The sequence below is a fragment of the Jongsikchunia kroppenstedtii DSM 45133 genome (assembly GCF_000380485.1).
GTDB lineage: Bacteria > Actinomycetota > Actinomycetes > Mycobacteriales > Mycobacteriaceae > Jongsikchunia > Jongsikchunia kroppenstedtii.
Map to the genome: position 1 here is coordinate 86,201 of NZ_AQYG01000040.1, position 24,500 is coordinate 110,700.

The following is a 24,500-nucleotide window of genomic DNA, read 5'->3' on the forward strand; positions in this document are numbered from 1 at the left end:
CTACCCGGGGCGTTGCCTACTCGGCAGGGTCGCCGATCGCCGGTCCGAGCAGGTCATCGGCATCGGTGATCCGATACGCGTAGCCCTGTTCGGCCAGGAATCGCTGTCGATGCGCGGCGTAGTCGGCGTCGAGGGTGTCGCGCGACACCACCGAATAGAAATGCGCCTGTCCGCCATCGCGTTTCGGCCGCAGGAGCCGGCCCAGGCGCTGAGCCTCCTCCTGTCGCGAGCCGAAGGTGCCCGACACCTGCACCGCCACCGACGCCTCCGGCAGATCGATGGAGAAGTTGGCCACCTTCGACACCACCAGGGTGCCGACCTCGCCCGCGCGGAACTGATCGAACAGCGCCTCGCGTTCCTTGTTCTTGGTCGAGCCCTTGATCACCGGTGCGCGGAGCACCTCTCCCAACTCGTCGAGCTGATCGAGGTAGGCGCCGATCACCAGGGTGGGAGAGCCCTTGTGCCGCTCCAGGATCGACTGGACGACGGCGATCTTGGTCGGGGCCGTGGAGCAGAGCTTGTACTTCTCTTCCGCCTCGGCCACCGCGTACTGCAGACGCTCGTTCTCGGTGAGCGTCACGCGAACCTCGATGCAGTCGGCGGGGGCGATCCAGCCCTGCTGCTCGATGTCCTTCCAGGGCGCGTCATAGCGTTTCGGCCCGATCAGGCTGAACACGTCACCCTCGCGCCCGTCCTCGCGCACGAGGGTTGCGGTCAGGCCCAGGCGGCGGCGCGACTGCAGGTCGGCCGTCATGCGGAACACCGGCGCGGGCAGCAGGTGCACCTCGTCGTAGATGACCAGGCCCCAGTCGCGGGAATCGAACAGCTCCAGGTTCTTGTATTCGCCCTTCGACCGGCGGGTGATCACCTGATAGGTGGCGATCGTAACCGGCCGAATCTCCTTGCGCTCGCCCGAATATTCGCCGATCTCGTCCTCGGTGAGCGACGTGCGGGCGATCAGCTCGCGCTTCCACTGGCGCCCCGCGACGGTGTTCGTCACCAGGATCAGCGTGGTCGCCTGCGCCTTGGCCATCGCGGCCGCGCCGACGAGCGTCTTGCCGGCGCCGCAGGGCAGCACCACGACGCCGGACCCGCCGGCCCAGAACGAATCGGTGGCCAGCTGCTGGTAGTCGCGCAACTCCCAGCCGTCCGGCTCCAACGCGATCGGGTGTGCCTCGCCGTCGACGTACCCGGCGAGATCCTCGGCGGGCCAACCGATCTTGAGCAGCATCTGCTTGAGCCGCCCGCGTTCGGACGGGTGCACGATGACGGTGTCGTCGTCGATGCGAGCGCCGAGCATCGGCGACACTTTCTTGTTGCGCAGGATCTCCTCGAGCACCGCGCGGTCCAGGCTCACCAGCGTGAGCCCGTGCGCCGGGCTCTTCACCAGCTGCAGTCGACCGAACCGGCTCATCGTCTCGACGATGTCCATCAGCAGCGGCTGCGGAACCGCGTAGCGCGAGTACGTCACCAACGCGTCGACGACCTGCTCGGCGTCGTGTCCGGCCGCCCGGGCATTCCACAGGGCCAGCGGGGTGACCCGGTAGGTGTGCACATGCTCGGGCGCGCGCTCCAGCTCGGCGAACGGCGCGATCGCCGCGCGCGCGGCCCCGGCCTGCTCGTGATCGACCTCGAGGAGCAGCGTCTTGTCGGATTGGACGATCAGCGGTCCATCGGTCATGGTGTCTCCCTTGCGATTGCCCGGCCTTCGGAATCGGCGGACCCGGACGCCAGCAGCTCCACACTGGTGATGCGGTGCAGCCGCAGCCGGATCTCGTCGCCCCGAATCTTGTTCGACGGATCGATTTCGTCCCCGATCACCATGCCCGCACTGATGGCGCGGGGCGCCAGCACATGCCGCGACGCGGTGCCCTGCGCGTCGACATAGCCGATCCGCACCTCGCGGCCGGCGTTGACGGCCTTGCTGAGCAGCAGCGTGGCGGCCTCGCCGCCGCCGACGCGGCCCTCGCCCACGGGCCCGGCACGGTGCGCCACATCCTGGGAACGGATGTGCGCCACCACCATTGCCAGCTGGTCGGCGTTCGGGGTGCGCGGGCGCGGAACGCCACTGCGTTCGCGCTGCACCCGGCGTGCGGGCACTCGGCTGCCGCGGTAGCGGATCTCGACGAGCGCGCCGGTGGAATCCTCGGCAGCCGGGGCGAATCCGGCCGCGCGGAGCTCGTCGAGCACGTCGGCGAGGTCGGCGGCGGACACGGCGACCGTCGGGGCCAGCAGCCGCAGGGAGAGTGCTTCGGCCGCAGTCGAACTCATTACGGCCGCCAGTGTCGTCGGATCGTCGCAGCGCAGGAAGGCGCTGGCGATGCCGACCCGCAACTGTCCGTGCCGCCGGGCGACGTCTTCGATCAAGTAGGTCAGCGACTGAGGGACCGGGGTGCGCGAATGCGTCGTGAACATCGTCAGCAGGTCGGTGCCGCTCCGGCCGGCGTCGAGCGCTCGGCGTACCGACGCGTCGCTGACCCGGAACACCGTCGCCGCGCCGGCGGATTCGAGATCGGCGACCAGCGATACCTCCTCGGCCAGCTCGGAATTGAGCGGACCCGGAGCGGTGATGGTCAGATCGGCCTGCAGCAGGAAGTGGTCGATCGGCTCGGGCAGGGCCATGCTCATCGCAGCGACGAGTGCGTCCTGATCATCGGGCGCCGCGACAGCGGCCCGGCCGACCGACGTCAGCGCATCGTGCGCGACCAGGCCCAGATCCTGTGCCTCGCTGAGGTTCTCGGCGATGACCGAGTCGGTGAATCGTCGAGTCCGGCGCGGATGTCGCCAGGCCAACGCGTGGCGCAGGGCGGTGCGGTCGACCGTACGGCCGGCCGGCGCCGCAGCGAGGGCGCCGAGGATCATCGCGCGTTCGGCGGCCGCCGTCTGATGGATCACGTCACCGGACAGCGCGCCGATCGGCCCGGACTCCGGCGCCTTCTGGCCGATCAGCCAGGACAGCCGCGGCATCTCGAGCCATGCGGATACGAGTGCCTGCCAGCGCTTTTCGGGGGCCAGATGACGCCAGGAATCGGCCGCGGGAGTCGGCGCCCACACAGGTTCGCCGGTGTCGTTCGGGGGTGGGGGCTCGGCGAATCCGTGATCGATGAGCCGTGCACTGCCGAGAAGTTCGACGATCAGGCCGGTGCGGCGATCGGTCAGATCGGCGACCTTGCCGATCCGGCGCAGTTCGCGCACGCCGAGGCCGCCCGAGCGCAACAACGCGGCCGGCGCGCTGCCGAGCGCATCGAGGACCGCGGCAGCGTGCCGGAGCAGTTCGAGCGCCTCGCCGCCGCCGGCCGCGTCGATGTCCTTGGCGGTGAATCGGCTTGTCGCGGTGTCGATCTGCGGCTCGTCCAGGGGTGCCGGTTCGGCGGGGGACTCGTCGCGCAGCAGTGCGCCGACCACCGGCGGCAGCTGCACCGTCTGATCGTCGATGCGGACCAGCAGGCCGGCGGCGAGCAATTGCGGCACCGGGCGTTCGGGATCCGCGTCCGGCGCGGCGTCGCGAGTGCGGCCCACCGCGGAACCGGTCGACAGGGTGGTCAGCAGATCGCGGTGACCGGTCGGCAGATCCCGCAGCTGGGCGTTGATGTCGGCAAGGGTGCGAGTGGCGACCGGCGCCGTGTAGACCAGACCGCCGGTCGGCAGGGCGGCGAGCGCCGCCTGCGTGGTGGTGAATCCGTCGCCGTCGGTCCAGATCAGGGCGAGGGCATGCAGTTCGGCGACATGCGCCCGAACCGACTCGGCGGCCGCGCGCTCGCGCAACGCGGCGACGATCGCGTCGGCGGACAGCGGGGCATCCGCACCGATCAGCACCTCGAGCGCGGCCACCGACAACAGGTCGAGCCGTTCGCCGATCAGCTGCAGCGACGGGGGCGAGGTGGCCCGGCGGGCCAGGACATCGGTGCCACCCGGGGGCGGGGTCGCGAGGTCGGGGCGACGGTGCAAAAGGTCGAACAGTTGGTCGTCGGACCTTGTCGAGAGGTCGTCGGCCAGGCTGCTCATCCCATCCAGTGTAAGTGCATGGCAGAATGTGGCCCGTGAGTGAGATGAAGCCGGGCCAGTACATCGACAACGGTTGGCCGCGCGAGATCGCCGAGTCCGGCGACCATGCGGTTTCCGAGTTCGCCGCGCACCTGTCGGGCGCCCTGTCGCCGTTCGGCGACGTCGAGTTCCCGCTGCCGGCAGAGTCGCTGCCGTATCTGCACGCGAAGACCGAGATCAACAGCTGATCCGTGGGCCGGCACGCGTTCGCAGGCGATGATGACGCGGATGCCGCCTGGGTCAAGGGCCTGAATGGGTCACTCGACCAATGGCCGTCGCTCGCGGAGATCGCGGTGCCGGTCGGGCCGGTCGACGTCGCTCCCAAGCCCTTTCCGCTCGAGCCCAAGCCTGTTCCGGTCGAGCCCGCCTCGAACGAGATCACCCAGAACATTCCCAAATTGACGCACCTGGACGAGTCGGGCGCGGCGCGCATGGTCGATGTCGGCGAGAAGGCCGTGACCGCGCGGACGGCGGTCGCCGCCGGAACCTTCCACACCACGGCCGAAGTCACGGCATTGCTGCACAGCGGCGGGCTGCCCAAGGGCGATGCACTCGCGGCCGCGCGAATCGCCGGGATCATGGCCGCCAAGCGCACCCCCGATCTGATCCCGCTCTGTCATCAGATCGCTCTCACGGCTGTCGACGTCGAGTTCCGGATCCAGGGCGGCGACGTCGAGATGATCGCCACCGCCCGGTCGGCCGATCGCACCGGCGTGGAGATGGAGGCACTGACCGCGGTGTCCGTCGCCGGCCTCACGCTGCACGACATGGTGAAGGCGGTCGATCCACGCGCGACGATCGGCGACATCCGGCTGCTCGAGAAGACTGGCGGCCGCTCCGGACATTGGCGGCGATGACCTCTTCGTCCCGACCGGGGACTGCCCGCGTCATCGTGGCCTCGACGCGCGCCGCGGCGGGCGAGTACGCCGATCGCACCGGACCGCACATCGCCGAATGGCTGGAGCGTCAGGGCTTCACCGGGATCGACAGGGTCGTGGTCGCCGACGGAGCGCCGGTCGGACTGGCCCTGCGCGCTGCGCTCGCGGCGGATCCGGCGCTGATCGTGACCACCGGCGGCACCGGTTTGGCACCGACCGACCGCACCCCGGAAGAGACGCTGCCGCTGTTGGACCGTGAGGTCCCGGGGCTCGCCGACGCGATCCGGGTCGCAGGGTTGCCGAACGTGCCGACCGCGGTGCTCTCGCGCGGGGTGGCCGGCGTCGCGGGTCGGACGCTGATCGTGAACCTGCCGGGCAGCCTCGGCGGTGTCCGCGACGGTCTCGCGATTCTGGAGCCGGTGCTTGCGCACGCGCTGCAACAGATTTCCGGAGGCGGTGACCATTGAGCGCGCAGGTGCTGCGGACGCAGCTCGTCGGCGTCGAGATATCCGGTACCGAGCATGAGGCGCTGGTGCGCGACGCCGCGGCCGGCGCGGTCGTCGTCTTCGTCGGGGTCGTACGCGACCACGACCACGGCGAGTCGGTGGTATCGCTGCACTATTCGGCGCACCCCAGCGCGGCCGATGTGCTCGGCGCGGTTGTCGGCGAAGTCGTGGGTCGGGCCGACGGGGTGCGGGCGGTGGCGGTCTCGCACCGGATCGGCGACCTCGTGGTCGGCGACACCGCATTCGTCGTGGCCGTGTCGGCCGATCATCGCCGCGCGGCTTTCGCCACCTGCTCGGATCTGGTCGAAGAGGTGAAGGCGCGGTTGCCGGTCTGGAAGCGCCAGGTATTCGGCGACGGCCGGGATGAATGGGTGGGGATGGCCTAGTGGCCGGGGATTTTCACTTCGCTAACTGACGATTGGCGTAAGCGAATCCGCGATAGGGTGTCCGCATGCGCCAACGCCCCATTGCCGCTCTGTTCGTCACGCTGTTCGCTGCGGCCGCCGCTTTCGTCGTCGGCCAGGCGCCGGCGACCGCCGCCCCCGCCGGATGTCCCGACGTCGAGATGGTGTTCGCCCGCGGCACCGCCGAGGCCGGTGCCCCGATGGGTCTCACCGGACTCTCGTTCCTGCAGGCGCTGCAGAACCGACTGCCCGGTAGATCCGTCGTCGGTTACGCGGTCAATTACCCCGCCAGCAGCGACTTCAATAACCGCGTGGCGTTTGCCCAGACGGTCATCAACGGCGTGGTCGACGCGCAGAACCGGGTGAAGTTCATGGCGTCGACATGTCCTCGTACCCGGGTGGTTCTCGGTGGCTATTCGCAGGGATCAGTGGTGGCAGGCTATGCGGCCAACGGCGGCACCATTCGTTTCTCGGAGGCATACCAGCGCTACCAGGACCATGCGCCGCCGCCGCTCCCTGCCGCCGTCATGAATCACGTTGCGGCCGTGGTGCTCTTTGCGGAGCCGTCGCCGCTGTGGATCAGCCAGGCCGGAGCCCCGCCCGTCGACCTGGCGCGGGTCCTTGCCGGCCGCACCACGCGCTACTGCTTCCCCGGCGACACGATCTGTGACGGGGCGCCGCTCGGCGGCCCGAACGCCTTGCACGTCCTGTACTCGGTCAGCGGATTCCCGGCCGACGGCGCGAACTTCGTCGCAAGCCGTCTCTGATCGCCAGTCAGGATGCCGACGCGCCCTGATCCTCGACGTCATGGCGGGCCTCGAGGTAGGAGGCGACCTCGGATTCGGTTGCCCGGTCCATCGCGCGGTCGACGCCGTGGTGCGCGGCCTGACCGCCGGCCTTGCGCATCAAGGTGAGCAGCTCGGCGGCCGCGGCCTTGTCCTCGGCGGTCTTCGGCGCCCAGCCGTCGCCGTGCTCTGCCGCGAAATGGCTGCGTGCCGCGCCGGTGAGCACCCGCGCGGCGTCGTCCAGCCGCGTCTGGAAATCGTCGTAGGCCTCGATCAGCAGCTGCCATCGGACGCCGCGACGGATCAGCCGCCCGTAGGTCTTGAGCAGGTCGGCGTCCAGCAGCTCGAACTGGCCGGGTGCAATCGGGCGCAGCGTGCCCAGCGCGGCCAGCCGGTCGAACAGCTCGGGATCGTCGGTGCCCAGCAGGCGCGCCAGCTCACTCGTGCTCAGGCTTGCGGTGCGGGTGTTGGCCCACGGCATCGCGATGATCTCCGGGATGTCCAGGACCTGGGCCAGATCGTCGCCGCGCTGCAGCCCGGAGAAGAACTCGGTGATGTGCTTGGCGGTGAATCCACGGCTCAGCAGCTTGTTGATCGCACGCAGGATCGCCAGGTGGTTGTCGGTGTAGATCGCGACGCGGCCGCGGCGCTGCGGCTTCGGCAGCAGCCCGCGCTCCTGGTATCCGCGGACGTTGCGCGTGGTCGTCCCCGCCTCGCGGGCAAGGTCGTCGATTCGATATTCGGCCATGGCAGAGGTCATCGTATCGCGACGTGCGGGGGCCTGGTGCCTCGATGCCATTGACAAATGGCGCAATGATGGGTGGAGTTAGCCGCTGTGAGCAAGCGAAGCTATAACGCCAGGGCCGTCGTGACCGGAGCCGGCAGCGGAATCGGTCGATCATTCGCCATCGAACTCGCGCGCCGCGGGGGCAGCGTGCTGTGTGCGGACATCGATATCGACCGTGCCGAAGAGACCGTGCGGATGATCGAGCAGAACGGCCGCCAGGCCTGGGCCATCGAGTGCGATGTCGCCAAGTCCGACGACATGCGCGAGCTCGGGCGCCGCGCCCGCGAGCTGTTCGAGGGACCGGTGTCGCTGATGATCAACAACGCCGGCGTCGGGATCGGCGGGCGGCCGGTCGGCGAGATCGGCGAGGACGACTGGCGCTGGGCGCTCGGCATCAACCTGTGGGGCATGGTCTACGGATCGGAGATCTTCCTTCCGCAGCTCCAGGAGAACGGTGCCGGCGGACTGATCAACGTCGCGTCGACCGCGGCGTTCTCGGCGGCACCGCAGATGGCCGCCTACAACGTCGGCAAGGCCGGTGTACTCGCGCTGTCGGAGACGATCGCGGCCGAACTGTCGGGGAGCCCGATCGCGGTCACCGTGCTGTGCCCGACATTCGTGAAGACGAACGTGGCCGTCGACGGCCGCATCACCGCGGCGGGCACCAAGCTGGCGTCGGAATTGATGCGGCGCACGGGTTTTCACCCCGACCGGGTGGCCCGGATGACGCTCGATGCCAACGATCGCGGGAGGCTGTATGTGCTGCCGCAGCTTGATGCCAAGGCGATCTGGGTGATGAAGCGGCTGGCCCCGCGCACGTATGCGTTCGGTGCGGGACTGTTGAATCGGCTGCTCGACGGTACTGATGAACAGTCCGCGGACTCCGAGAAAGGCACTGAATCACAGTCGGTTTCGGCGCCCCGCTGACATTCGCGGCGATTTCAGCCCGGCCGCGAATGCGGTTGACTAGCGTCGAGAATGTCATCTCATAACCAAAGGGGCCCCGATGAAAGTCAAAGCGGCAATACTCACCGAACTCAACACCGACTGGAAGATCGATGAGGTCGAACTGGGCGATCCGGTCGAAGGCGAGGTTCAAGTCCGACTGACGGCGTCCGGCCTGTGTCATTCGGATGCGCACTTGCAGAACGGATCCAGCCCCGTGCCGTCGTTCCCCGTCCTCGGCGGCCACGAGGGGGCGGGCGTCATCACCAAGGTCGGTCCGGGCGTCAAGAACCTGGCCGAAGGCGATCACGTCGTACTCGCGTTCATCCCCGCCTGCGGCACCTGCGGCCCCTGTTCGACCGGTCTACAGAACCTGTGCGACGAGGGCGCCGGCCTGCTGACCGGACTGTCGATCTCAGACAAGACCAACCGGGTCACCCGGGGTGGTGAGCCGGTGATCCAGATGTGCCTGCTCGGCACGTTCGCGCCGTATGTGACCGTGCATCAGGCATCGGTGATCAAGATCGAGGACGACATCCCGCTCGACAAGGCCGCGCTGCTCGGCTGCGGTGTGTCGACCGGCTGGGGATCGGCCACCTCGATCGGCAACACCCGTCCGGGCGACACCGTCGTCGTGATGGGCGTCGGCGGCGTCGGAATCAACTCGATCCAGGGTGCGGCCTTCGCCGGTGCGCGCTACGTCGTCGCAGTCGATCCGGTGGAGTTCAAGCGGACCAAGGCGCTCGAACTCGGCGCGACGCACGCATTCGCCTCGATGGAGGAGGCGACCCCCGTGGTTGGTGAGATCACCTGGGGCAAGATGGCGAACACCGCCATCATCACGGTCGGGCACATCAAGGGTGAGCACATCCAGCAGGCGCTGTCGTCGGTCGGCAAGGCCGGACAGGTGATCGTCACCGGCATGGGCAACTTCACCGACTCGGCGGTCGATCTCAACATGTTCGAGCTGACCCTGCTGCAGAAGCGCGTGCAGGGCGCGATCTTCGGCGGAGTCAGCCCGCGCACCCAGATCCCGAATCTGCTGAACCTGTATCGCTCGGGCGACCTCAAGCTCGACGAGCTGGTGACGACGACCTACAAGCTCGAGGACATCAATCAGGGCTATCGGGACATGGCCGACGGCAAGAACCTGCGCGGGGTCGTGATGTACGGGCCCGAAGACTACTGACGCCGCGCACCGCGCACGAAACGAAGGAAGCCCCGCACACTGTGCGGGGCTTCCTTCGTTGTCTGTACAGATCAGGGCAGCGGGATGAGGCCCTTGTTCTGGTTGTAGAGGCTGAGCAGCTGCGGATCGAGCTGGTAGCCGTGCTGCGAGGCCTGCTGCTTCGCCTGCTCCCACAGCGACTGGATGGCGGGGTCGACCGGCTTGCCGTCCTGCTTGGCGGCGTCGAATGCCGAATCGACCTGTTTGGTCACGTCGCCGGTGTTGGCTGCGGACGGAGCCTGCTGCAGGGTGGTCTGCTTGTTGTGCGGCAGTGCCGGGGCGTCCTGCTGGCCCAGGTTCGGAGCCTCGTTCGCGGCCGCGCGCGGGGTCGCGGCGCCGAGCCCGGTGCCACACACCGGCCATGCGCCCTTGCCCTGGTTCGCGAGAACGTTCTCGGCGACGGCGATCTGCTGCTCCTTGGTGGCCTGGTTGGCCGACGGGGCGTACTTGCCGCCGCCGTTCGCGGTCCACGTGCTCGGGCTGAACTGCAAGCCGCCCTGGTAGCCGTTACCGGTGTTGATGCCCCAGTTGCCACCCGACTCGCACTGGGCGACCTGGTCCCACTGGCTGTCGGTGGCTGCGCTGGCGTTGCCGGCACCCGCAATGAGTGCGGCGCCGCCGCCCAGCACGGCCGAGCCGAGGGCGATCTTGGCCACGGTGCGGCCGCTGGTGGTGGGCTTGCTATGACGTCCGGACATGTCCGTGTTTCCCTCTCTCCACGCGCCTACGAAGTCAGCTGTCGGGTTCGGGCGAGAGAGTGCCCGGTCTGCCGCCGCTATTTGGCAGCAGGCTTCACCCCAAGGACGTGTCCGATGGACGCGCCCGTGCTCGAGCGAGGAGGTAGTCCCCGCGGGAGAATTGGGTCCCCCGTCCCTGCTCCTAGAAGTTGTTCATACGGCCTCGGCCCGCGGAGCAGGGTTTGGCGCGGCGTGCCGAGTTGTCTTCAGTTGGTGAGGCCAGCGAACTGGCCGTCACAGACGGTATTGGAAAGGGCCGCCGATGTCCCACTTTCCATCCCGGTGAGTCGGAGGCCGCAAGTTGGGCTGTCGGTAACGATTCGGGCATCCGCGCTGGTCGTGGGCTGATAGCCGGGCCGTGACCCGGCTGTGACTATTCCGTTATGTGAGGAACCTCACACGGGGACTGTGATGGGGCTAACCGCCGGCGAATGGCGGGAGTACATCAATGGTTGAGCCTTGGGGTAACTGTCGTGTTCGTTCGGTTGTGGCGATCTCGTTGCAGAGATACGACGAGCGGGCGAGAACTCGTTCCATTTCGGAATGATTGCCTGGCCCATCATTACTGGTCAGGACGTTTTCGAGATCATCGAGAGTGGCGCCGTCCGGCAACGTGATCGTCAGGTTTTCGATACCGGATGCCGCTCGGGCGGCAGCGAAGAATCGAACGGTCACATCCATCGAATACTCACAAGTATGTTCAGCCGCCGATCGCGGACATCGGTCGATCGGGCTGCTGGAAGGACACGTCGTCGATGCCGTGTCCGGCGGCTTTGGCCCACATCGTCGCGCGCCAGGCCTGCTCGATCTGGTCGTCGCCGGCATCGCCACGCAGCAGCGTCCGCAGGTCGGTCTCCGTCCGGGCGAACAGGCAACTGCGGAGCTGACCGTCGGCCGTGAGCCGGGTGCGGTCGCAGTCGGCGCAGAACGGGCTCGTGACGGCCGCGATCACGCCGATCGTGCCCGCGTCGCCTTCGGCGGTCCGTACCCGCCAGCGCTGGGCGGGCGCCGATCCGCGGGGGCGCTCGTCGGCGACCAGGTCGACGCCGTCGCTGCGCAGCCGGTCGAGCACCTGTGCGGCCGTCACCATCGCGGAGCGCTGCCAGTGATGGCCGGCATCCAGCGGCATCTGCTCGATGACCCGCAGCTCGTAGTCGCTGCGCAGGCACAGTCGCAGCAGGGCCGGCAGGTCGTCGAGACCGGTCTGCGGATCGAGCACGGCGTTGACCTTCACCGGCCGCAGGCCGGCGCTCGCGGCGGCCTCGAGCCCGGCCAGCACATCGTCGATGCGGTCGCGGCGGGTGATCGCGGTGAAGTGCGCCGGATCGGTGGTGTCGAGCGAGACGTTGACGCGGTCGAGCCCGGCCGCGGCCAGCTCGCCGGCCCGGGCCGCGAGCCCGATGCCGTTGGTCGTCAAGGCGAGTTCCGGGCGCGGTTGCAGGCGGGCGATCCGTTCGACCAACTCTCCGATATCTCTGCGCAGCAGCGGCTCTCCGCCGGTGAAGCGGATCGCGGTGATATCGAGGCGCTGCACCGCGATCGTCGCCAGCCGCACGGTCTCGTCGAGGGTCAGCGTGGAATCCTTTGGCAGCCAATCGATTCCGGACTCAGGCAGGCAGTAGGTGCAGCGCAGATTGCATCGGTCGGTCACCGAGATGCGGAGATCGTGCGCGACGCGGCCATACCGATCGGTCAGCGGACCCGAGGTGGGTGCGCCGCGATCGGCATTCGGCTCGGCTGGTGTCAACGATTCTCCAGGGCACGAAAAGTGCTGGCGTGGAACACCAACGGTTCCATCGACGGATCGGAGTGCAGATGCAGGATGCGCAGCATGATCAGCGTGTGATCGCCGGCGGCGATCTCGTCGGCGATCGTGCACGCCATGGCGGCCGTCGCGCCCGGCAGGAGCAGTGCTCCTTCGGGCCCGCTCTGCATGCTCAGGCCCTCGAAGCGGCGTTCGGCCGGGCCGGCCAGCTGGCGACAGTGCGCGGCCTGGCCGCTGGCGAACACGCTGACGCCGAGCGCCGGCGCACCGCGCAGCCGGGGCCAGGTGGTCGAGCCGTTGTCGACGCAGAAGGAGACCAGTGGCGGGTCGAGCGAGACCGTCGCGAATGAACTGGCGGCGAGCCCGACCGGCTGACCGTCGATCTCGCAGCAGACGGCCACGACGCCGGTGGGGAAGCAGCTGTAAGCGCGCTTGAGCTCGGATCCGTCGCCGACCGGGCGTAGCTGCCCGCCGGCATCGACGGCGGTCATGGCCGTGGCTCCGCGGCCTTGCGCACCCGGCGTCCGGACAGCAGGGCGAAGACGAGTGCCAGGAGCAGCCCGATCGGCGCGCAGAGCGTCAGGCCGCCGATCACGCCCGGGGCGCGATGCCCGTCGGCCATCGCCGGATAGGTCATCAGGACCAGGAGCGCGATCAGACCGAGCACGAACAGCGCGATGGAGGCATGCAGCAACCGGTTGGAATGCGGTTGCGGCGAGTCGGACACCGAGGCCGTGACCGTCCCGGTCTCCGTTCCGTCAGGAGTTCCCATGTCCCCACCATAAAGCCGGTATCGGCCCGCCTGCCGGACTGGCTACTATATTGGCGCCCCGCGCGTAGCGAATCCGAAAAAATCGGCCCCCGTGCAGCGCCTCGGGGCAGTGACTGAAGGTGTAGGTGAAGACGGTGCCGTCCGGCAAGGTGAAGTGGTACGACGCGGACAAGGGATTCGGGTTCCTGTCGCAGGACTCGGGTGAGGACGTGTACGTCCGAAGCTCCGCGCTGCCCGAGGGCGTCGAGGTGCTCAAGCAGGGCCAGCGCGTCGAGTTCGACATGGCCGCCGGCCGTCGCGGACCGCAGGCGCTGCGGGTCAGCGTCCTGGAGCCGGCCCCGAGCATCACCCGCAACAACCGCGAGGCCGCCCGCAAAGAGGCTGCCGCCAAACGGCATTCGCCGGACGAGCTGCATGGCATGGTCGCCGACCTGATCACTCTGCTCGAGGGCAAGGTGCAGCCGGACCTGCGGAAGGGCAAGTACCCCGACCGCAAGACCGCGCAACGGATCTCCGAGGTCGTGCGCGCCGTCGCCCGGGAGCTCGAGCACTACTGATCCTGGGCAGCCGCTGATCGCGGCCGCATCGACCGGGTCCGTAGGACCTGTGGGTCAGGGTGTCGTCTTCAGGCTCCAGATTCCGCTGGAGAAGTAGCCGTCGTCGGTGCGGAACGGCACGCGCTGGATCTCGATGCCGAGGATCGGATCGGCGGGCTCGGACGTGAGCGTCACGGTGTAGCGACTTCCGGGTCCGTACACCTTCTGGTTGTTGGTCTCCGGGGTGTCGTTCCGGCGCACCACGATCAGGATCCATGGCTGGTCGGCCACTTCCTTGGGGACCGTGACCATCATGGACTCACCCGGCGGCAACGAGATCGTCGTCATCTCGCCCTGCACCATGCCCTCGCATGACGGGCCGTTGATCTTGCGGCAGTACATCTTGGGGTAGACGCGCGTGAGCGAATCCTGGTGTGCCACCTGGACGACCGGGATCGGCTTGTGGTGTCCGACGGTCAGCGCCGCGACCGAGCCGCCGACGACGGCGACGAACAGCACCGCAATCGCCGTCGCGATGATCGCGAACTTCTTCTCACCACTGGACAGAGCTGGCACCGGTATTTCCTTGCTGATCGATGGAACGAGGGTTGTGGGCCGACTGGCCCGGCCGCCTACTCGGGGCGGCGTCGCAGATTGGGATCTATCCGGATCGCGCCGGTCGGCATCGACATGTCGGGCCGTTGGCCCCCGAAGCCGGGGACGAGTGTCGAGCCGCGGCTGGTCATGAACGTCTGCAGCGTTCCGGCCGCCATGATCACGCCGACGACCATGAAGCACAACCAGATCTCCGACGGCAGCAGCACGCCGATCGCCGAGCCGAAGACACTGGCCAGCTGCAGCAGGGCCTCGGAGCGGCCGAACGCGGACGCCCGGGATTCGTCGGGCAGGTCGTCCTGGATCGATGCGTCCAGGCAGGCCTTGCCGATGGCGCTGGTGAAGGCGCCGACGAAGGCCGCGATGGCGACGAACAGCATGTTGCCGAACACAGCGGCGACGATCACGGCCGCAAGTGCGCCGGCGGTCACCATGATCACGATCTTGCGGGGATTCTTCAGCTCCAGACGGGTGCCGAGCGCGTTGCCGATGAAGTTGCCGGCGCCGGCCGCGCCGCCCGCCGCGGCGACGATCAGCAGCTGTCCCATGCCGCTGGCACCGCTGTGATTGGCTTTCGTATAGAAGGGGATGAACATCAGCATGAAGCCGGTGAGGATCCGGATGGTCCCGTTGCCCCACAGGCCGATCAACACGTTGCGGCCCAATGGCTGACGCATGCTGTCGCGGATCATGGCGGCGGCCGAGGCGGCGCCCTTGCGTCCGGCGGATTCCTCCTGCGGCGCCGGATTCGGCTCGCCGCGCACTCGCGCGGGCTCGCCGTGGTAGCTGAGCGTGGTCGGGACCTCGCCCTCGGTCACCTCGACCCAGGACGGGATGCGCATGCACAGCCAGGTGCCGACGATGGCGCCGATGGCCAGCGCGATCAATGCGCCCGGAGAGTGGAACGGCAGCAGTTTGCCGAGCAGCGCCTCGAAGACCACCGCGATGGCGCCGCCGAGGAACATGCCGCCGACCAGACCGAAGGTGGTCAGGCGCGCGTTGACGCGCACCAGGTCGATCGTCGGTGGCAGGACGCGTGGGGTGACCGCCGATTTGAGCACCCCGAATGATTTGGAGAGCACCATCATTCCGAGTGCCGCCGGATACAGCACCCAGGGGTCGTAGGTCAGTTGATGGCTGCTCGAGTCCCAACCGCTGTTCATGATGACCAGCACCGCCAGCACCGCGCGGCCGGCGAAGGTGGCGGCCATCGCGATGCGACGTCCGCGCTGCAGCCGGTCCAGCAGCGGTCCGATCAGCGGCGCGATCACCGCGAACGGCGCGATGTTGACCAGCAGGTAGAGCGCCACCTTGCTCTTCGACTCGCCGCTGGTCGCGGCGAGGAAGAACGTGTTGGCCAGCGACACCGACATCGCGGCGTCGAGCGCGTAGTTCATCACCGCCGGATACGTCAGCGCCGTCAGGCCCGACCGATCGGCGCCGTCGGCGGTGGTCGCGGCGTGGATCTTGTTCAGGCCCTTGCCGGCCAGTTCGCGTCCGCGCAGCGCGGCCACCCGGGTGACCGTGAGCTTGCGCGGCATCCGCTTGGGCCGGTCCTGGGCCGCGCGGCGGTATTCGGCGTCCTCGTCGAGGGGATGCAGATGCGGATTCTGCGATGGTCCCAGGTCCGGCTGCGAGTAGGCGCGCGTGCGCGGGCCGCTGCCGGGAGGCGGCGGTTCGCGGCGTGGATGCCGTTCCGTCGGTGCCTCTCCGCGGGCGCGGGGATCGGGGCGACCATGGGGATCGTTGCGGTCATGCGGCGGAATGTGCTGCGGCGCGGGGCGGCGAGGCGGTCGGCGGCCACCGGCGCTCGGCGGGGTGACCGGGTAGTTCGCCGCACCCGGATGCTGATCCGGCCGCGGCGGACGGTGCCCGGAGCTGCCGCCAGGAGGGGTGTTCGGCCGATTCACAATCTCGATTGTTCCCTATCGCACCGACGACTGCCCGGAGCCCCGCGCTCCGGTGGCACCCGCCGCTGCGAACCGGTCCATCGATGCGGCACACTGGATGCGTGAACCCTGCTGGAGACATGCTCGAGGCCAGCCCGAACCCGACGGTCGACGCCGCCCGGGCCCGGTTGGTCGACGCCGTCGATCTCGCGCGCGAGGCCATCGTCGCGGAGGCCGGTGACCACGTGGGCGAACACCTGCGGGCGGTCGCCGAGGACGAATGCTCGGTCACTCACTACTTCGTCGCTGACCAGCCCGGATACAGCGGCTGGAACTGGTGCGCCGTGCTCGCCAGCAGCCCGGGCGACGACCACATCACGGTCAGCGAGGTCGCGCTGCTCCCCGGCGTCGACGCCTTGACGGCACCGCAGTGGGTGCCGTGGGCCGAGCGCATCCGGCCGGGAGACCTCTCGCCCGGCGACACGCTGGCCGCGACCGAGGACGACGTCCGGCTGGTTCCGGGATATGTCTCGAGCGGGGACTGGGACGGACTCCGGCGAGATGTCGACTTCATCGACGCCGCGCAGGAGATCGGGCTGGGCCGCAAGCGCCTGATGAGCTGGTTCGGCCGGGCCGAGGCCGCCGAACGCTGGACCGCCGGCGACCACGGCCCGTACGCCGAGATGGCGCAGTCGACTCGGCAGCACTGCGCCAGCTGTGGCTTCTTCATTCCGCTGACCGGTTCTCTGCGCGACCTGTTCGGCGTGTGCGCCAACGAGTACTCGGCCGACGGCCGCGTGGTGCACATCGACTACGGCTGCGGTGCGCACTCGGATATGAAGGCACCGTCCGGCGAGGGGTCGCCGGCCTACCCCGCCTATGACGACGGCGCCGTGGAGATCGTCGACCCGCGCTAGTCACGCGCCGACCATGTCAGTCGATCAGCGTTCCGCCGATCCTTTTGATACGCAAGCCATTCGGCGGTCCACGCTGGATTCGTGGCGGAGTTCGCCGTCGCGGTACATCGAGGATGCCGCCGCCGAACAGGACCTCGTACATATCGGCTATCGCGACCGGCTGGCGACCGAACTGGTGGCGAACGCGGCCGATGCGGCCGTCGCGGGCGGGTCGGTGGGCGAGGTCGCGGTGTGGCTCACGACGGCAACAGCGCCCGGGAGCGCCGAAATCCATGTCGCCAATACCGGCGCGCCGCTCGACGCCGCCGGCGTGGCGGCGCTGTCATCGTTGCGGGCCTCGGCGAAGGCCGGTTCCGGCGGCGGCTCGGTCGGCCGATTCGGGGTCGGATTCACCGTCGCGGCGACGGTTGCGGACCGGGTGGACATCCGGTCGCGTTGTGGCGGAATAACATTCGACCGTCGGGCGACCGAGCAGGCGATCGTCGACGACGGCATCGATCGGCCGGCGAATCCGCCGTTGTTGCGCTTGCCGTGGCCGGCGGACACCGAGCCCGCGGTCGGATTCGACACCGAGGTGGTTCTGCATCTGCAGGCGGATACCGATCCGGAACGGGTGATCGCCGGGTTCGTCGACGCAGCCGTCGACCTGCTACTGGAACTGCCCGCGCTGGGCACTATCACCGTCACCGGACAGCGGTTCACGCGCACCGAAACCCCTCACGGCGCAATGACCCTGGTCGAGATCGGCGATCGACAATGGTTGCGCTATGCCGCGCCGCACGCCCGGTGGCTGGCCGAGATCGATTCTGATGGCCGTGTCATTCGATCGACCGGTGACCGACTGCGGGCGCCGACCGAGACCGACATCGAGCTGACGATCCCGGTCCGGTGCATCACCGATCTGCCGACCACCCCGGACCGTCGCGGGCTCGATCCGGACGCCGACATCGCCACGGCGGCAGCGGGTTACGCGCAATTCGTGGAGGCATTGCCGGAGACGGACCGGCTGGCCGCGGTGCCCGACGCCGGCTTCGGGGCGAATCCGTACGACGTGCAGTTGCGCGATGCGTTGATCGCCGAACTGGCGGACGGTACCTGGCTGCCCAGTGCTGCAGGACCGGAATCGGAAGTGCTGCTGCTTGTTCCGTCGCGATCGGTGGTGCTCGCGGATCTGACGCCCGATCTCGCGGCGGTGATCGGGCCGGTCATCGGCCAGCTGGTGACGCCGGACTTCTCGGGCCGTCAATCGATCCAGACGCTGACCCGACTGGGCGTGCAGCGAATAGGCCTGGCGGACATCGCCGAACGGCTCACCGGTATCGACCGCGATCCGACGTGGTGGCGCGGGCTCTACGAGGCGCTGACGGCGGTCGCCACGACCCCGGAGGACTTCGCCGAGCTGGGTGCGCTGCCGGTGCCGCGGGCCGACGGCCGGGTGATGCCGGGCGCCCGCGGACTGGCCGTCATCGATGGCATCGACGTGCCGGTGCCGTGGGTGCAGACCGTCGAGCCGGCCGCCGTGCATCCGCTGGTTCTGCGCATCGGCGCCGTCTCGATGTCGGTCGTCGAGGCGCTGTCGGATCCGGCGCTGCGCACCGCGATCGCCGATTCGGATTCGAGCGAACTCGCCGAACAAGTGCTGGACGTGATCGCGTCGTATCTCGCGCAGGCGGACGGTCCGCTCGAACTGCCGGAATGGCTTGGCGGACTGCTCATTCCCGATGCGGACGGCGAGCTCGTCCCCGCCGACGAGCTGCTGCTCGCCGATGGTCCGCTGGGCCGTGTGCTCGTGGACGATTCGCCGTTCGCCGCGCCGAGCGCCGACTGGGTGCGCGGATTCGGCGTCGATGCCATGCGGGCGATCGGCGTCGGCTGGGGGTTCACCGTCGTCCGCGAGCAGTACCCGACGGGTCCCGACCACGATCTGCCCGACGAGGAATCCTGGTGGGCGACACTCGCCGATGATCCGGCGGAGCTGGTAGTCGTCCGCGATCTGGATCTGGTGGACCCGGCTCGCTGGGGGCAGGCATTGACCCTGCTGGCGGAAGACCCGGTGATCGCCCCGTTGCTCGGCGATCGGCGGGGCTATACGGCCTGGTGGCTGCGGCATTTCGCCGCGGTGGGCGGACGGCCGCTGGGTCACTACCGGCGCGGGGACGATATGTCGCTGGCCGGGGTGCTCGACCCGCTCGACCATCCGCAGGCACCGCAGCTCACCGGCGTACTGGCGGCCCGGGAGGTCGACGATGCGGACGCTGCTCGAATGCTGTTGGCGCACTTGGTCGACAGTGACCGCGCGCCGAGCGCGGTGGTGGTGGCAGGGGTGCATGCGGCGCTGGCGGCCGCGGTGGGGCGCGGCGTGATCGGGCCGGAGGACATCGATCCGCCCGCCGTCGTCCGGACGCTCGCCGGCCTCGGCGATGCCGACCGCGCGGTGGTGATTGACCAGCCGTGGTATCTGCCGGTCGTCGAGGCGGAGCGGGCGGTGCTGCTGGCGCCGCCGTACGAGCCGGCCGATGCGATGGCGCTGGCCGGTCTGCTGGATATCGACCTGGCGAGCGAGGCCATCGATGCCGAGCCGGTCGACCCGGGGACGCCGACGCGGTGGTCCGATCACCCGCGGGCGTTGGCCGCCACCGTGCTGCTGCAAATACCGCTGCCGGACGGCGAACTGCGGCTGCATGATTCGTTGGCGGTTCGGGTTCGCCGGTCGGGGGCGGACAACGACTCCGCGCAGGTCGTCGAGGTCGACTGGTGGGTCGACGAGGCCGGGATCTCGCACCTCACCGACAGGTGGCGGGTGCCCCGATGAGCCCCGATCAGTCCGTGCTGGACTGGGTCGTCGACCATCGGGAATCGACGCTGACATCGATCATGCGGGCCGTGACCGACTGCGGGCGCACCATTCCGCTCGCGGTGATCGTGCTGATCGTCGTGGTGCCGCTACTCGTGTTTCGGAGGCCCGGCCAGGCGGCGATGGTCGGCATCGGCTCGCTGGCCGGCTACTGGATCATGGTGGGTCTCAAGGACATCACCGCGCGGGCGCGCCCGCCCGCCGCCGACGCGCTGGTGCACGAATCGTCGTGGTCGTTCCCGTCGGGGCACGCCATGATGTCGGCGATCGTGCTGGGACTCGTCGCCGTGACGGTGTTCTGGAACACCGGCTGGCACTGGGCGCTGTGGATCGCCGCGCTGGCCAGCGTGCTGATCGGGCTGAGTCGCATCTATCTCGCGGCGCACTGGCTCAGCGACGTGCTGGCGGGCTGGGTGATCGGGATCGCCTGGGTGATGTTGATGGCAAGGGTGTTTCGACGATGTCGCGACGAAGGTGGTGGGACGACATGAATGATTTGACCGGCAAGGTCGCCTGGGTGACCGGCGGTGCCCGCGGACAGGGGCGCGCGCATGCCCGCGCACTGGCGGCGGCGGGCGCCTTCGTCGTCGTGAGTGATATCGCGGAGCAGATCGATACCGCGACCTATCCGCTGGCCACGCCCGCGGAATTGGCGGACACGGTCGCGCAGATCGAGGCGGACGGCGGCGCGGCGAGTGCCGCCCGCGTCGACGTGCGGGATGTGGAGGTGGTCGATGAGCTTGTCACGCAGATCGTTTCCACGCATGGTCGGCTGGACATCCTGATCGCGAACGCGGGTATCTGCGCGTTCACGGCAGTCGAGGACATGACCGACACGCAATGGTCCGATGTCATCGATACAAACCTGACCGGCACCTTCAACTGCGTGCGCGCGGCGATCCCCGCGATGCGGGCGGGGCGCTTCGGCCGCATCGTCGGGGTGTCGTCCGGCGCCGGCCGCGGCGGGATGACGAATCTCGGGCATTACGCCGCCAGCAAGTGGGGAATCATCGGCTTCATCAAGACGGTGGCCCTGGAGGTCGGCGTCGACGGCATCACCGCGAATGTCGTGTGCCCGACATCGGTCGCGACCCCGATGGTCATGAACCCGACCACCCTGCAACGCTTCCGCCCCGACCTCGACGATCCCACTCCCGACGACGCCGCCCCGATCTTCGCCGGACTGGGCCCGCTCGGGGTGCCGTGGCTGGAACCCGAAGACGTCACGCGGGCGGTGATGTATCTCGTCGACGACCCCGGGCTGACCACCGGGACGGTGATCGAGGTCAACCTCGGAACGACCGCGACGCGAACCTAACTGTAGAACGGCGGATCGACGGCCGGATCGTCCGGGACGACATCAATCCGTTTCTCCCGCAACAGGTCTGCGATCGCCTCGGACGATCCGCCGATCGTGGCGAAATGCGGGTCGACGTCGTTGGTTACGCACCAGGCGCCGTCGGCGGGCCAGATGAACGCCGGAATGGGCCACTCCGCATCCAGTGCGGCGCGCGTGGTCGGCCGATCCAGCGGCATTAGTGACGACATGTCCGTCGTTCCGCGGAACAGGTAGTAGCCGCGCACCGCGTAGCCGCGTTCGTCGCGGATATCGACGGTCGCAGCGCCGGCTCTCTTGTAGGCCGACTGGGGCCAGCCGTCCCAGAACAGGTAGTAGCAATCGTTCGGGGTGGCGGTGTGTCCGGCGAGGCGGGACACGGCGACGGCCAGCTGCCACGATTCGGACGGCCCGTCGACGCTCGGGACGTCGCCCTCTCGCTGTCCCGGGAATTCCGGGTCGGGAATGAAGCGCAGCCGCGCGTAGCGGGTATAGCCCAGCGGCCCGCTTCCGGCGAGCGAACGCCAGTCGCGCTCCTGATTGACCAACCAGTCCGCGGGCGAACTGTCAATGCACCGTTCGACTGTCATCGTCGAACCGTCTCACGACCGGACCAGGCGCGATAGCGAATTTCTCCGGTGGCGACGAAGACTATCCGCGGAGCCCCTGCTGCGCGCCCTTGCGCCCCTTGCGGACCGCCCATTTCTGCACGTAGACCAGGACGCAGCCGAAGACACCGACACCCAATCCGACCAGCGAGATCTGCAGGGCGTGACCCCAGTCGCGACCCCAGATCGCGGTGACGATGGTGACCACGAGGAACGCCAGCATGCCGGCGATGATCACCGGTTCGGGCGCGGTCAATGCACGCGGAAGATCGGGTACCTCGGGGCTCGGACTCTCGGACATGGCGCTGAGTCTACGGTCTGACTTGGTCCGATGACCTGCATCGAAGATCGGTCATCCATTCATCCGATGTCCGATTCGCCGGTATATAGGGGGATTTAGTCGGGCTGCGAGTATCTGATGGGGGTACCGTGCAGGCCTATTCTTAGCTACGTGGAACAACTAGGGGATCAACTCGCCAGCGACCTTGCGGTCTCGGTGGTGCGGTTGGCACGACACCTTCGCGGGCGTCGGCAGGGGGCACCGGTTTCGCTGACACAGTTGTCGGCGATGTCGATTCTGCGTTCGGAAGGCCCGATGTCACCGGGCCAGATGGCCGCACAGGAGCGGGTGCAGCCGCCGTCGATGACGCGCGTGATCGCTTCGCTGGTGGATCTGGGCTATATCAACCGAGATCCGCATCCGACCGACGGCCGTCAGGTCGTCGTGTCGCTATCACCGGCGGGCGAGGCGATTCTCGAAGACGAGACGCACGCGCGCGAGGCATGGCTGCGCAACCAGCTGTCACAGCTCGACGAGGCGTCGGTCGCCGCGGTGCGGACCGCGATCGATGCGTTTGACAAGATGGTGGCCAACAGCGACTGACTAGTCGACGGCATCTGCAGGCTGGACCGGATTGACCACACCGTTCGAGGTCATCGACATCGATGACCCGTCAGATTCGCGTGTCGACGATTTCCGGGATCTCAATTCCATCGATCGTCGGCCGGATCGCGTGGGGACGGCCGATCGGCCGGGTAAGGCATTGGTCATCGCCGAGGGCGTGATCGTGGCCCAACGGATGCTCGCCTCCCGGTTTCGGGCGCATGCCTTGTTCGGAACGGATCGCCGGCTGGAACAGCTGCGCGCCGATCCCGCGACCCCGACCGGCGCCGAGCTGGCCGCGGTGCCGTACTACCGCACGACCGCCGAGGTCATGGCGCAGGTCGTCGGGTTCCATCTGAACCGAGGAGTGCTGGCGGTGGCGCGGCGTCCCGACCCCCTCGACCCGCGGGACCTGTTGGAGTCGGCCCGTACCGTCGCGATCCTCGAGGGCGTGAATGACCACGAGAACATCGGCAGCATCTTCCGCAATGCCGCCGGCCTCGGCGTGGACGCCGTCCTCTTCGGTGCCGCGACCGCCGATCCGCTGTATCGCCGGGCCGTCCGGGTCTCCATGGGGCACGTCCTGCTGGTGCCGTTCGCCCATTTCGACGAGTGGCCGTCCGACCTGAATCTGCTGCACGGCAAGGGTTTTCGAGTGGTCTCGCTGACGCCCGACCCGGACGTCCCGATTCTGGCGGAGGCGATCGAGGGCGCGGCCCGGGTCGCGTTCATGGTCGGCGCCGAGGGGCCGGGTCTGTCCGAGTCTGCGATGCGAGCCGGCGATGTGCGGGCGCGCATCCCGATGTCGGGCGGCACCGACTCGTTGAACGTCGCGACGGCGGCCGCGGTCGCCTTCTATGAACGGGTACGGTCGGGAGCGTGAGCAGCCCGCATCCGACCATGCCGAACCACTCGGCGCCGTCGGGCCATGCTGCGCCGTCGAACCAGGCTGGGCCCACGCCGTGGATGACCGGCGTGGTGCTTTCAGTGCTGTCCGGGATCTTCACCATCCTGGTGATGCTGTCGTTCTACTCGGTGATCGCGTCGTTCAACGCCGGCGTCGGCGTCGTCGTCGTGCTCGTCGCAGTCGCCGGCGTCGCGCCGACGGTCTGGGTGCTGCGCAGCAGGCCGGTTTGGCGATGGGCGTGCGCGGGCGTGGCAATCGGCGCCGCGGTCGGCGGGATCGGGGTCATCATCGCCGGGATCTCGGCAATCTGATCGCCGAATCGACCTATGCCGAATCCGGTTCGGATCAGGTCTCGTGCGGCTTGGCGAAGCCGAACCAGCGAGCCACCCGGCCGCCGGAATAGTTGGCCGCCTGCCGCAGCTCGGCGGCGGTCGGTTCATAGCCCGGTGGACGAAGAGCGAAGCCGCACACGGGAATCGACGACGGCTGCGGGCGATCGGGATCGCCGTCGAGATAGCTGAAGCCCAGCCATTCGACCACCGCGCGGTCGGCGAACAGGGCGGCATCGAACGGCAGGGTGAAAGGGTCGGGCGCCACGCCGGGCGGCAGGACGCGCGGATGTTCGCCGCCCCAGAACGGGCCCTCGAACGGATATGGCAGGCCCTGGTCATCGAGGATCGCGGTGGGTGCGGCATTGAAGCCGCGGACCAGTTCGGCCGACTCCCAGCGGGCGAAACCGCCTGTGCCGGAAGCGGTATCGAGAGCAAAGGCCATCACCAGCGGTGCCGATCCCGGTGGCTGCCAGCTCTCGGTGCCGAGCACCAGTGGGTTGCTCAGCTCCGTGCAGGTCACCACCGTGCCGCCGGAGAAGGCGCCGACATAGATGTGGTCGGGCTCGGGTGCCGATGCCTTGGCCAGCGTCGAATCCGCAAGGGGCACAAGCGTATTGTTCGGGAACAGGCGTGCGGCCACGGCGGTCGACACGGCCCGGTCCAGCTGCGGTCCGGTACGCAGTTCGGCGAACAGGTCGGGTGAGGTGACATACCAGGCGGTCCGGGCAGCCACCGGCACCGGCGCGGTCACCGGGCCGACAGATTGGGCCAT

At 68.6% G+C, this 24,500-nt stretch carries 28 protein-coding genes and 1 riboswitch; of the genes, 15 read left to right on the forward strand and 13 right to left on the reverse strand.

What is annotated here, in order from left to right:
- Positions 1–16: 16 nt before the first annotated feature.
- Both G341_RS0105250 and G341_RS0105255 read right to left on the reverse strand, forming a co-directional pair.
- Complete coding sequence (locus tag G341_RS0105250) at positions 17–1,681, reverse strand: DNA repair helicase XPB (RefSeq protein ID WP_018178062.1); 1,665 nt, start codon at positions 1,679–1,681, stop codon at positions 17–19.
- Complete coding sequence (locus tag G341_RS0105255; RefSeq protein ID WP_018178063.1) at positions 1,678–4,005, reverse strand: helicase-associated domain-containing protein; 2,328 nt, start codon at positions 4,003–4,005, stop codon at positions 1,678–1,680. The genes G341_RS0105250 and G341_RS0105255 overlap by 4 nt, the downstream gene beginning before the upstream one ends.
- 26 nt (positions 4,006–4,031) lie before the next feature.
- On the opposite strand from G341_RS0105255, the gene G341_RS0105260 reads away from it, so the two are divergent.
- From G341_RS0105260 to G341_RS0105280, 5 genes are all read left to right on the forward strand, one after another.
- Positions 4,032–4,232 carry a hypothetical protein gene (locus G341_RS0105260; RefSeq protein ID WP_026303270.1) on the forward strand — a complete coding sequence of 67 codons (201 nt, stop codon included), beginning with the start codon at positions 4,032–4,034 and terminating at the stop codon, positions 4,230–4,232.
- Between the two features lie 189 nt (positions 4,233–4,421).
- The gene (gene moaC, locus G341_RS0105265) at positions 4,422–4,901 is read left to right on the forward strand and encodes a cyclic pyranopterin monophosphate synthase MoaC (protein WP_043450699.1); all 480 of its coding nucleotides are present in this window, start codon (positions 4,422–4,424) and stop codon (positions 4,899–4,901) included.
- Positions 4,898–5,389: a MogA/MoaB family molybdenum cofactor biosynthesis protein gene (locus G341_RS0105270; RefSeq protein ID WP_026303272.1), complete on the forward strand. Its 492-nt coding sequence runs from the start codon at positions 4,898–4,900 to the stop codon at positions 5,387–5,389. Before moaC ends, G341_RS0105270 begins: the two co-directional genes overlap by 4 nt.
- Positions 5,386–5,814, forward strand: a complete 429-nt coding sequence (locus tag G341_RS0105275; protein ID WP_018178067.1) for a molybdenum cofactor biosynthesis protein MoaE — start codon at positions 5,386–5,388, stop codon at positions 5,812–5,814. Before G341_RS0105270 ends, G341_RS0105275 begins: the two co-directional genes overlap by 4 nt.
- 65 nt (positions 5,815–5,879) lie before the next feature.
- Positions 5,880–6,599, forward strand: coding sequence for a cutinase family protein (locus G341_RS0105280; RefSeq protein ID WP_018178068.1), 720 nt, complete (start codon positions 5,880–5,882; stop codon positions 6,597–6,599).
- A 7-nt stretch (positions 6,600–6,606) separates the two neighbouring features.
- Here the strand turns inward: G341_RS0105280 and G341_RS21090 are convergent, their stop codons facing one another.
- Complete coding sequence (locus G341_RS21090) at positions 6,607–7,365, reverse strand: MerR family transcriptional regulator (protein ID WP_018178069.1); 759 nt, start codon at positions 7,363–7,365, stop codon at positions 6,607–6,609.
- An 87-nt stretch (positions 7,366–7,452) separates the two neighbouring features.
- On the opposite strand from G341_RS21090, the gene G341_RS21095 reads away from it, so the two are divergent.
- Together G341_RS21095 and G341_RS0105295 are read left to right on the forward strand one after the other, a co-directional pair.
- The gene (locus tag G341_RS21095; protein WP_043450664.1) at positions 7,453–8,331 is read left to right on the forward strand and encodes an SDR family NAD(P)-dependent oxidoreductase; all 879 of its coding nucleotides are present in this window, start codon (positions 7,453–7,455) and stop codon (positions 8,329–8,331) included.
- Between the two features lie 79 nt (positions 8,332–8,410).
- The gene (locus tag G341_RS0105295) at positions 8,411–9,538 is read left to right on the forward strand and encodes an NDMA-dependent alcohol dehydrogenase (RefSeq protein WP_018178071.1); all 1,128 of its coding nucleotides are present in this window, start codon (positions 8,411–8,413) and stop codon (positions 9,536–9,538) included.
- A 71-nt stretch (positions 9,539–9,609) separates the two neighbouring features.
- Here the strand turns inward: G341_RS0105295 and G341_RS0105300 are convergent, their stop codons facing one another.
- The 5 genes from G341_RS0105300 to G341_RS0105315 all read right to left on the reverse strand — a co-directional run bounded on the left by G341_RS0105300 (position 9,610) and on the right by G341_RS0105315 (position 12,851).
- Positions 9,610–10,275 (reverse strand): transglycosylase family protein, encoded by a 666-nt coding sequence (locus G341_RS0105300; protein WP_018178072.1) that lies wholly within the window; start codon positions 10,273–10,275, stop codon positions 9,610–9,612.
- Positions 10,276–10,282: 7 nt separating this feature from the next.
- Positions 10,283–10,493, reverse strand: a riboswitch (cyclic di-AMP (ydaO/yuaA leader).
- A gap of 238 nt (positions 10,494–10,731) precedes the next feature.
- On the reverse strand, positions 10,732–10,995 hold the full coding sequence (locus G341_RS23435) for a MoaD/ThiS family protein (protein WP_081622433.1): 264 nt from the start codon (positions 10,993–10,995) through the stop codon (positions 10,732–10,734).
- 19 nt (positions 10,996–11,014) lie between these two features.
- Positions 11,015–12,061, reverse strand: coding sequence for a GTP 3',8-cyclase MoaA (gene moaA / locus G341_RS0105305; RefSeq protein WP_018178073.1), 1,047 nt, complete (start codon positions 12,059–12,061; stop codon positions 11,015–11,017).
- The gene (locus G341_RS0105310; protein ID WP_018178074.1) at positions 12,058–12,570 is read right to left on the reverse strand and encodes a flavin reductase family protein; all 513 of its coding nucleotides are present in this window, start codon (positions 12,568–12,570) and stop codon (positions 12,058–12,060) included. Before G341_RS0105310 ends, moaA begins: the two co-directional genes overlap by 4 nt.
- The gene (locus tag G341_RS0105315) at positions 12,567–12,851 is read right to left on the reverse strand and encodes a hypothetical protein (protein ID WP_018178075.1); all 285 of its coding nucleotides are present in this window, start codon (positions 12,849–12,851) and stop codon (positions 12,567–12,569) included. The genes G341_RS0105310 and G341_RS0105315 overlap by 4 nt, the downstream gene beginning before the upstream one ends.
- 134 nt (positions 12,852–12,985) lie before the next feature.
- Between G341_RS0105315 and G341_RS0105320 the strand changes: the two genes are divergently transcribed.
- Positions 12,986–13,408, forward strand: coding sequence for a cold-shock protein (locus G341_RS0105320; RefSeq protein ID WP_026303274.1), 423 nt, complete (start codon positions 12,986–12,988; stop codon positions 13,406–13,408).
- 54 nt (positions 13,409–13,462) lie between these two features.
- Here the strand turns inward: G341_RS0105320 and G341_RS0105325 are convergent, their stop codons facing one another.
- Both G341_RS0105325 and G341_RS0105330 read right to left on the reverse strand, forming a co-directional pair.
- Entirely contained in the window at positions 13,463–13,963 is a 501-nt protein-coding gene (locus G341_RS0105325; RefSeq protein WP_018178077.1) for a DUF2771 family protein, read from the reverse strand.
- Between the two features lie 56 nt (positions 13,964–14,019).
- Positions 14,020–15,912 carry an MFS transporter gene (locus G341_RS0105330; RefSeq protein WP_018178078.1) on the reverse strand — a complete coding sequence of 631 codons (1,893 nt, stop codon included), beginning with the start codon at positions 15,910–15,912 and terminating at the stop codon, positions 14,020–14,022.
- Between the two features lie 119 nt (positions 15,913–16,031).
- Between G341_RS0105330 and G341_RS0105335 the strand changes: the two genes are divergently transcribed.
- The 4 genes from G341_RS0105335 to G341_RS0105350 are packed head-to-tail and all read left to right on the forward strand — an operon-like array spanning position 16,032 to position 20,980.
- Positions 16,032–16,808 carry a DUF3027 domain-containing protein gene (locus G341_RS0105335; RefSeq protein WP_018178079.1) on the forward strand — a complete coding sequence of 259 codons (777 nt, stop codon included), beginning with the start codon at positions 16,032–16,034 and terminating at the stop codon, positions 16,806–16,808.
- Positions 16,809–16,821: 13 nt separating this feature from the next.
- Positions 16,822–19,620, forward strand: a complete 2,799-nt coding sequence (locus G341_RS0105340; RefSeq protein WP_018178080.1) for a sacsin N-terminal ATP-binding-like domain-containing protein — start codon at positions 16,822–16,824, stop codon at positions 19,618–19,620.
- Positions 19,617–20,153 carry a phosphatase PAP2 family protein gene (locus tag G341_RS21100; RefSeq protein WP_043450702.1) on the forward strand — a complete coding sequence of 179 codons (537 nt, stop codon included), beginning with the start codon at positions 19,617–19,619 and terminating at the stop codon, positions 20,151–20,153. Before G341_RS0105340 ends, G341_RS21100 begins: the two co-directional genes overlap by 4 nt.
- Complete coding sequence (locus tag G341_RS0105350) at positions 20,150–20,980, forward strand: mycofactocin-coupled SDR family oxidoreductase (protein ID WP_018178082.1); 831 nt, start codon at positions 20,150–20,152, stop codon at positions 20,978–20,980. The genes G341_RS21100 and G341_RS0105350 overlap by 4 nt, the downstream gene beginning before the upstream one ends.
- On the opposite strand, the gene G341_RS0105355 is transcribed toward G341_RS0105350, so the two are convergent.
- Together G341_RS0105355 and G341_RS0105360 are read right to left on the reverse strand one after the other, a co-directional pair.
- Positions 20,977–21,588 carry a hypothetical protein gene (locus tag G341_RS0105355; RefSeq protein ID WP_018178083.1) on the reverse strand — a complete coding sequence of 204 codons (612 nt, stop codon included), beginning with the start codon at positions 21,586–21,588 and terminating at the stop codon, positions 20,977–20,979. The two genes, G341_RS0105350 and G341_RS0105355, sit on opposite strands and share 4 nt — an antisense overlap.
- A gap of 61 nt (positions 21,589–21,649) precedes the next feature.
- The gene (locus tag G341_RS0105360; protein WP_018178084.1) at positions 21,650–21,907 is read right to left on the reverse strand and encodes a DUF2530 domain-containing protein; all 258 of its coding nucleotides are present in this window, start codon (positions 21,905–21,907) and stop codon (positions 21,650–21,652) included.
- A gap of 117 nt (positions 21,908–22,024) precedes the next feature.
- On the opposite strand from G341_RS0105360, the gene G341_RS0105365 reads away from it, so the two are divergent.
- From G341_RS0105365 to G341_RS21105, 3 genes are read left to right on the forward strand one after another with little or no spacing between them, the layout of a single operon-like run.
- The gene (locus tag G341_RS0105365; RefSeq protein WP_051092656.1) at positions 22,025–22,489 is read left to right on the forward strand and encodes a MarR family winged helix-turn-helix transcriptional regulator; all 465 of its coding nucleotides are present in this window, start codon (positions 22,025–22,027) and stop codon (positions 22,487–22,489) included.
- Positions 22,490–22,520: 31 nt separating this feature from the next.
- Positions 22,521–23,372, forward strand: a complete 852-nt coding sequence (locus G341_RS0105370) for a TrmH family RNA methyltransferase (RefSeq protein WP_018178086.1) — start codon at positions 22,521–22,523, stop codon at positions 23,370–23,372.
- A complete protein-coding gene (locus tag G341_RS21105; RefSeq protein ID WP_081622435.1) occupies positions 23,369–23,707 on the forward strand; it encodes a DUF2537 domain-containing protein in 339 nt (112 codons plus the stop codon). Before G341_RS0105370 ends, G341_RS21105 begins: the two co-directional genes overlap by 4 nt.
- Positions 23,708–23,741: 34 nt before the next feature.
- Here the strand turns inward: G341_RS21105 and G341_RS21110 are convergent, their stop codons facing one another.
- On the reverse strand, positions 23,742–24,500 hold the full coding sequence (locus G341_RS21110) for a DUF6928 family protein (protein ID WP_018178088.1): 759 nt from the start codon (positions 24,498–24,500) through the stop codon (positions 23,742–23,744).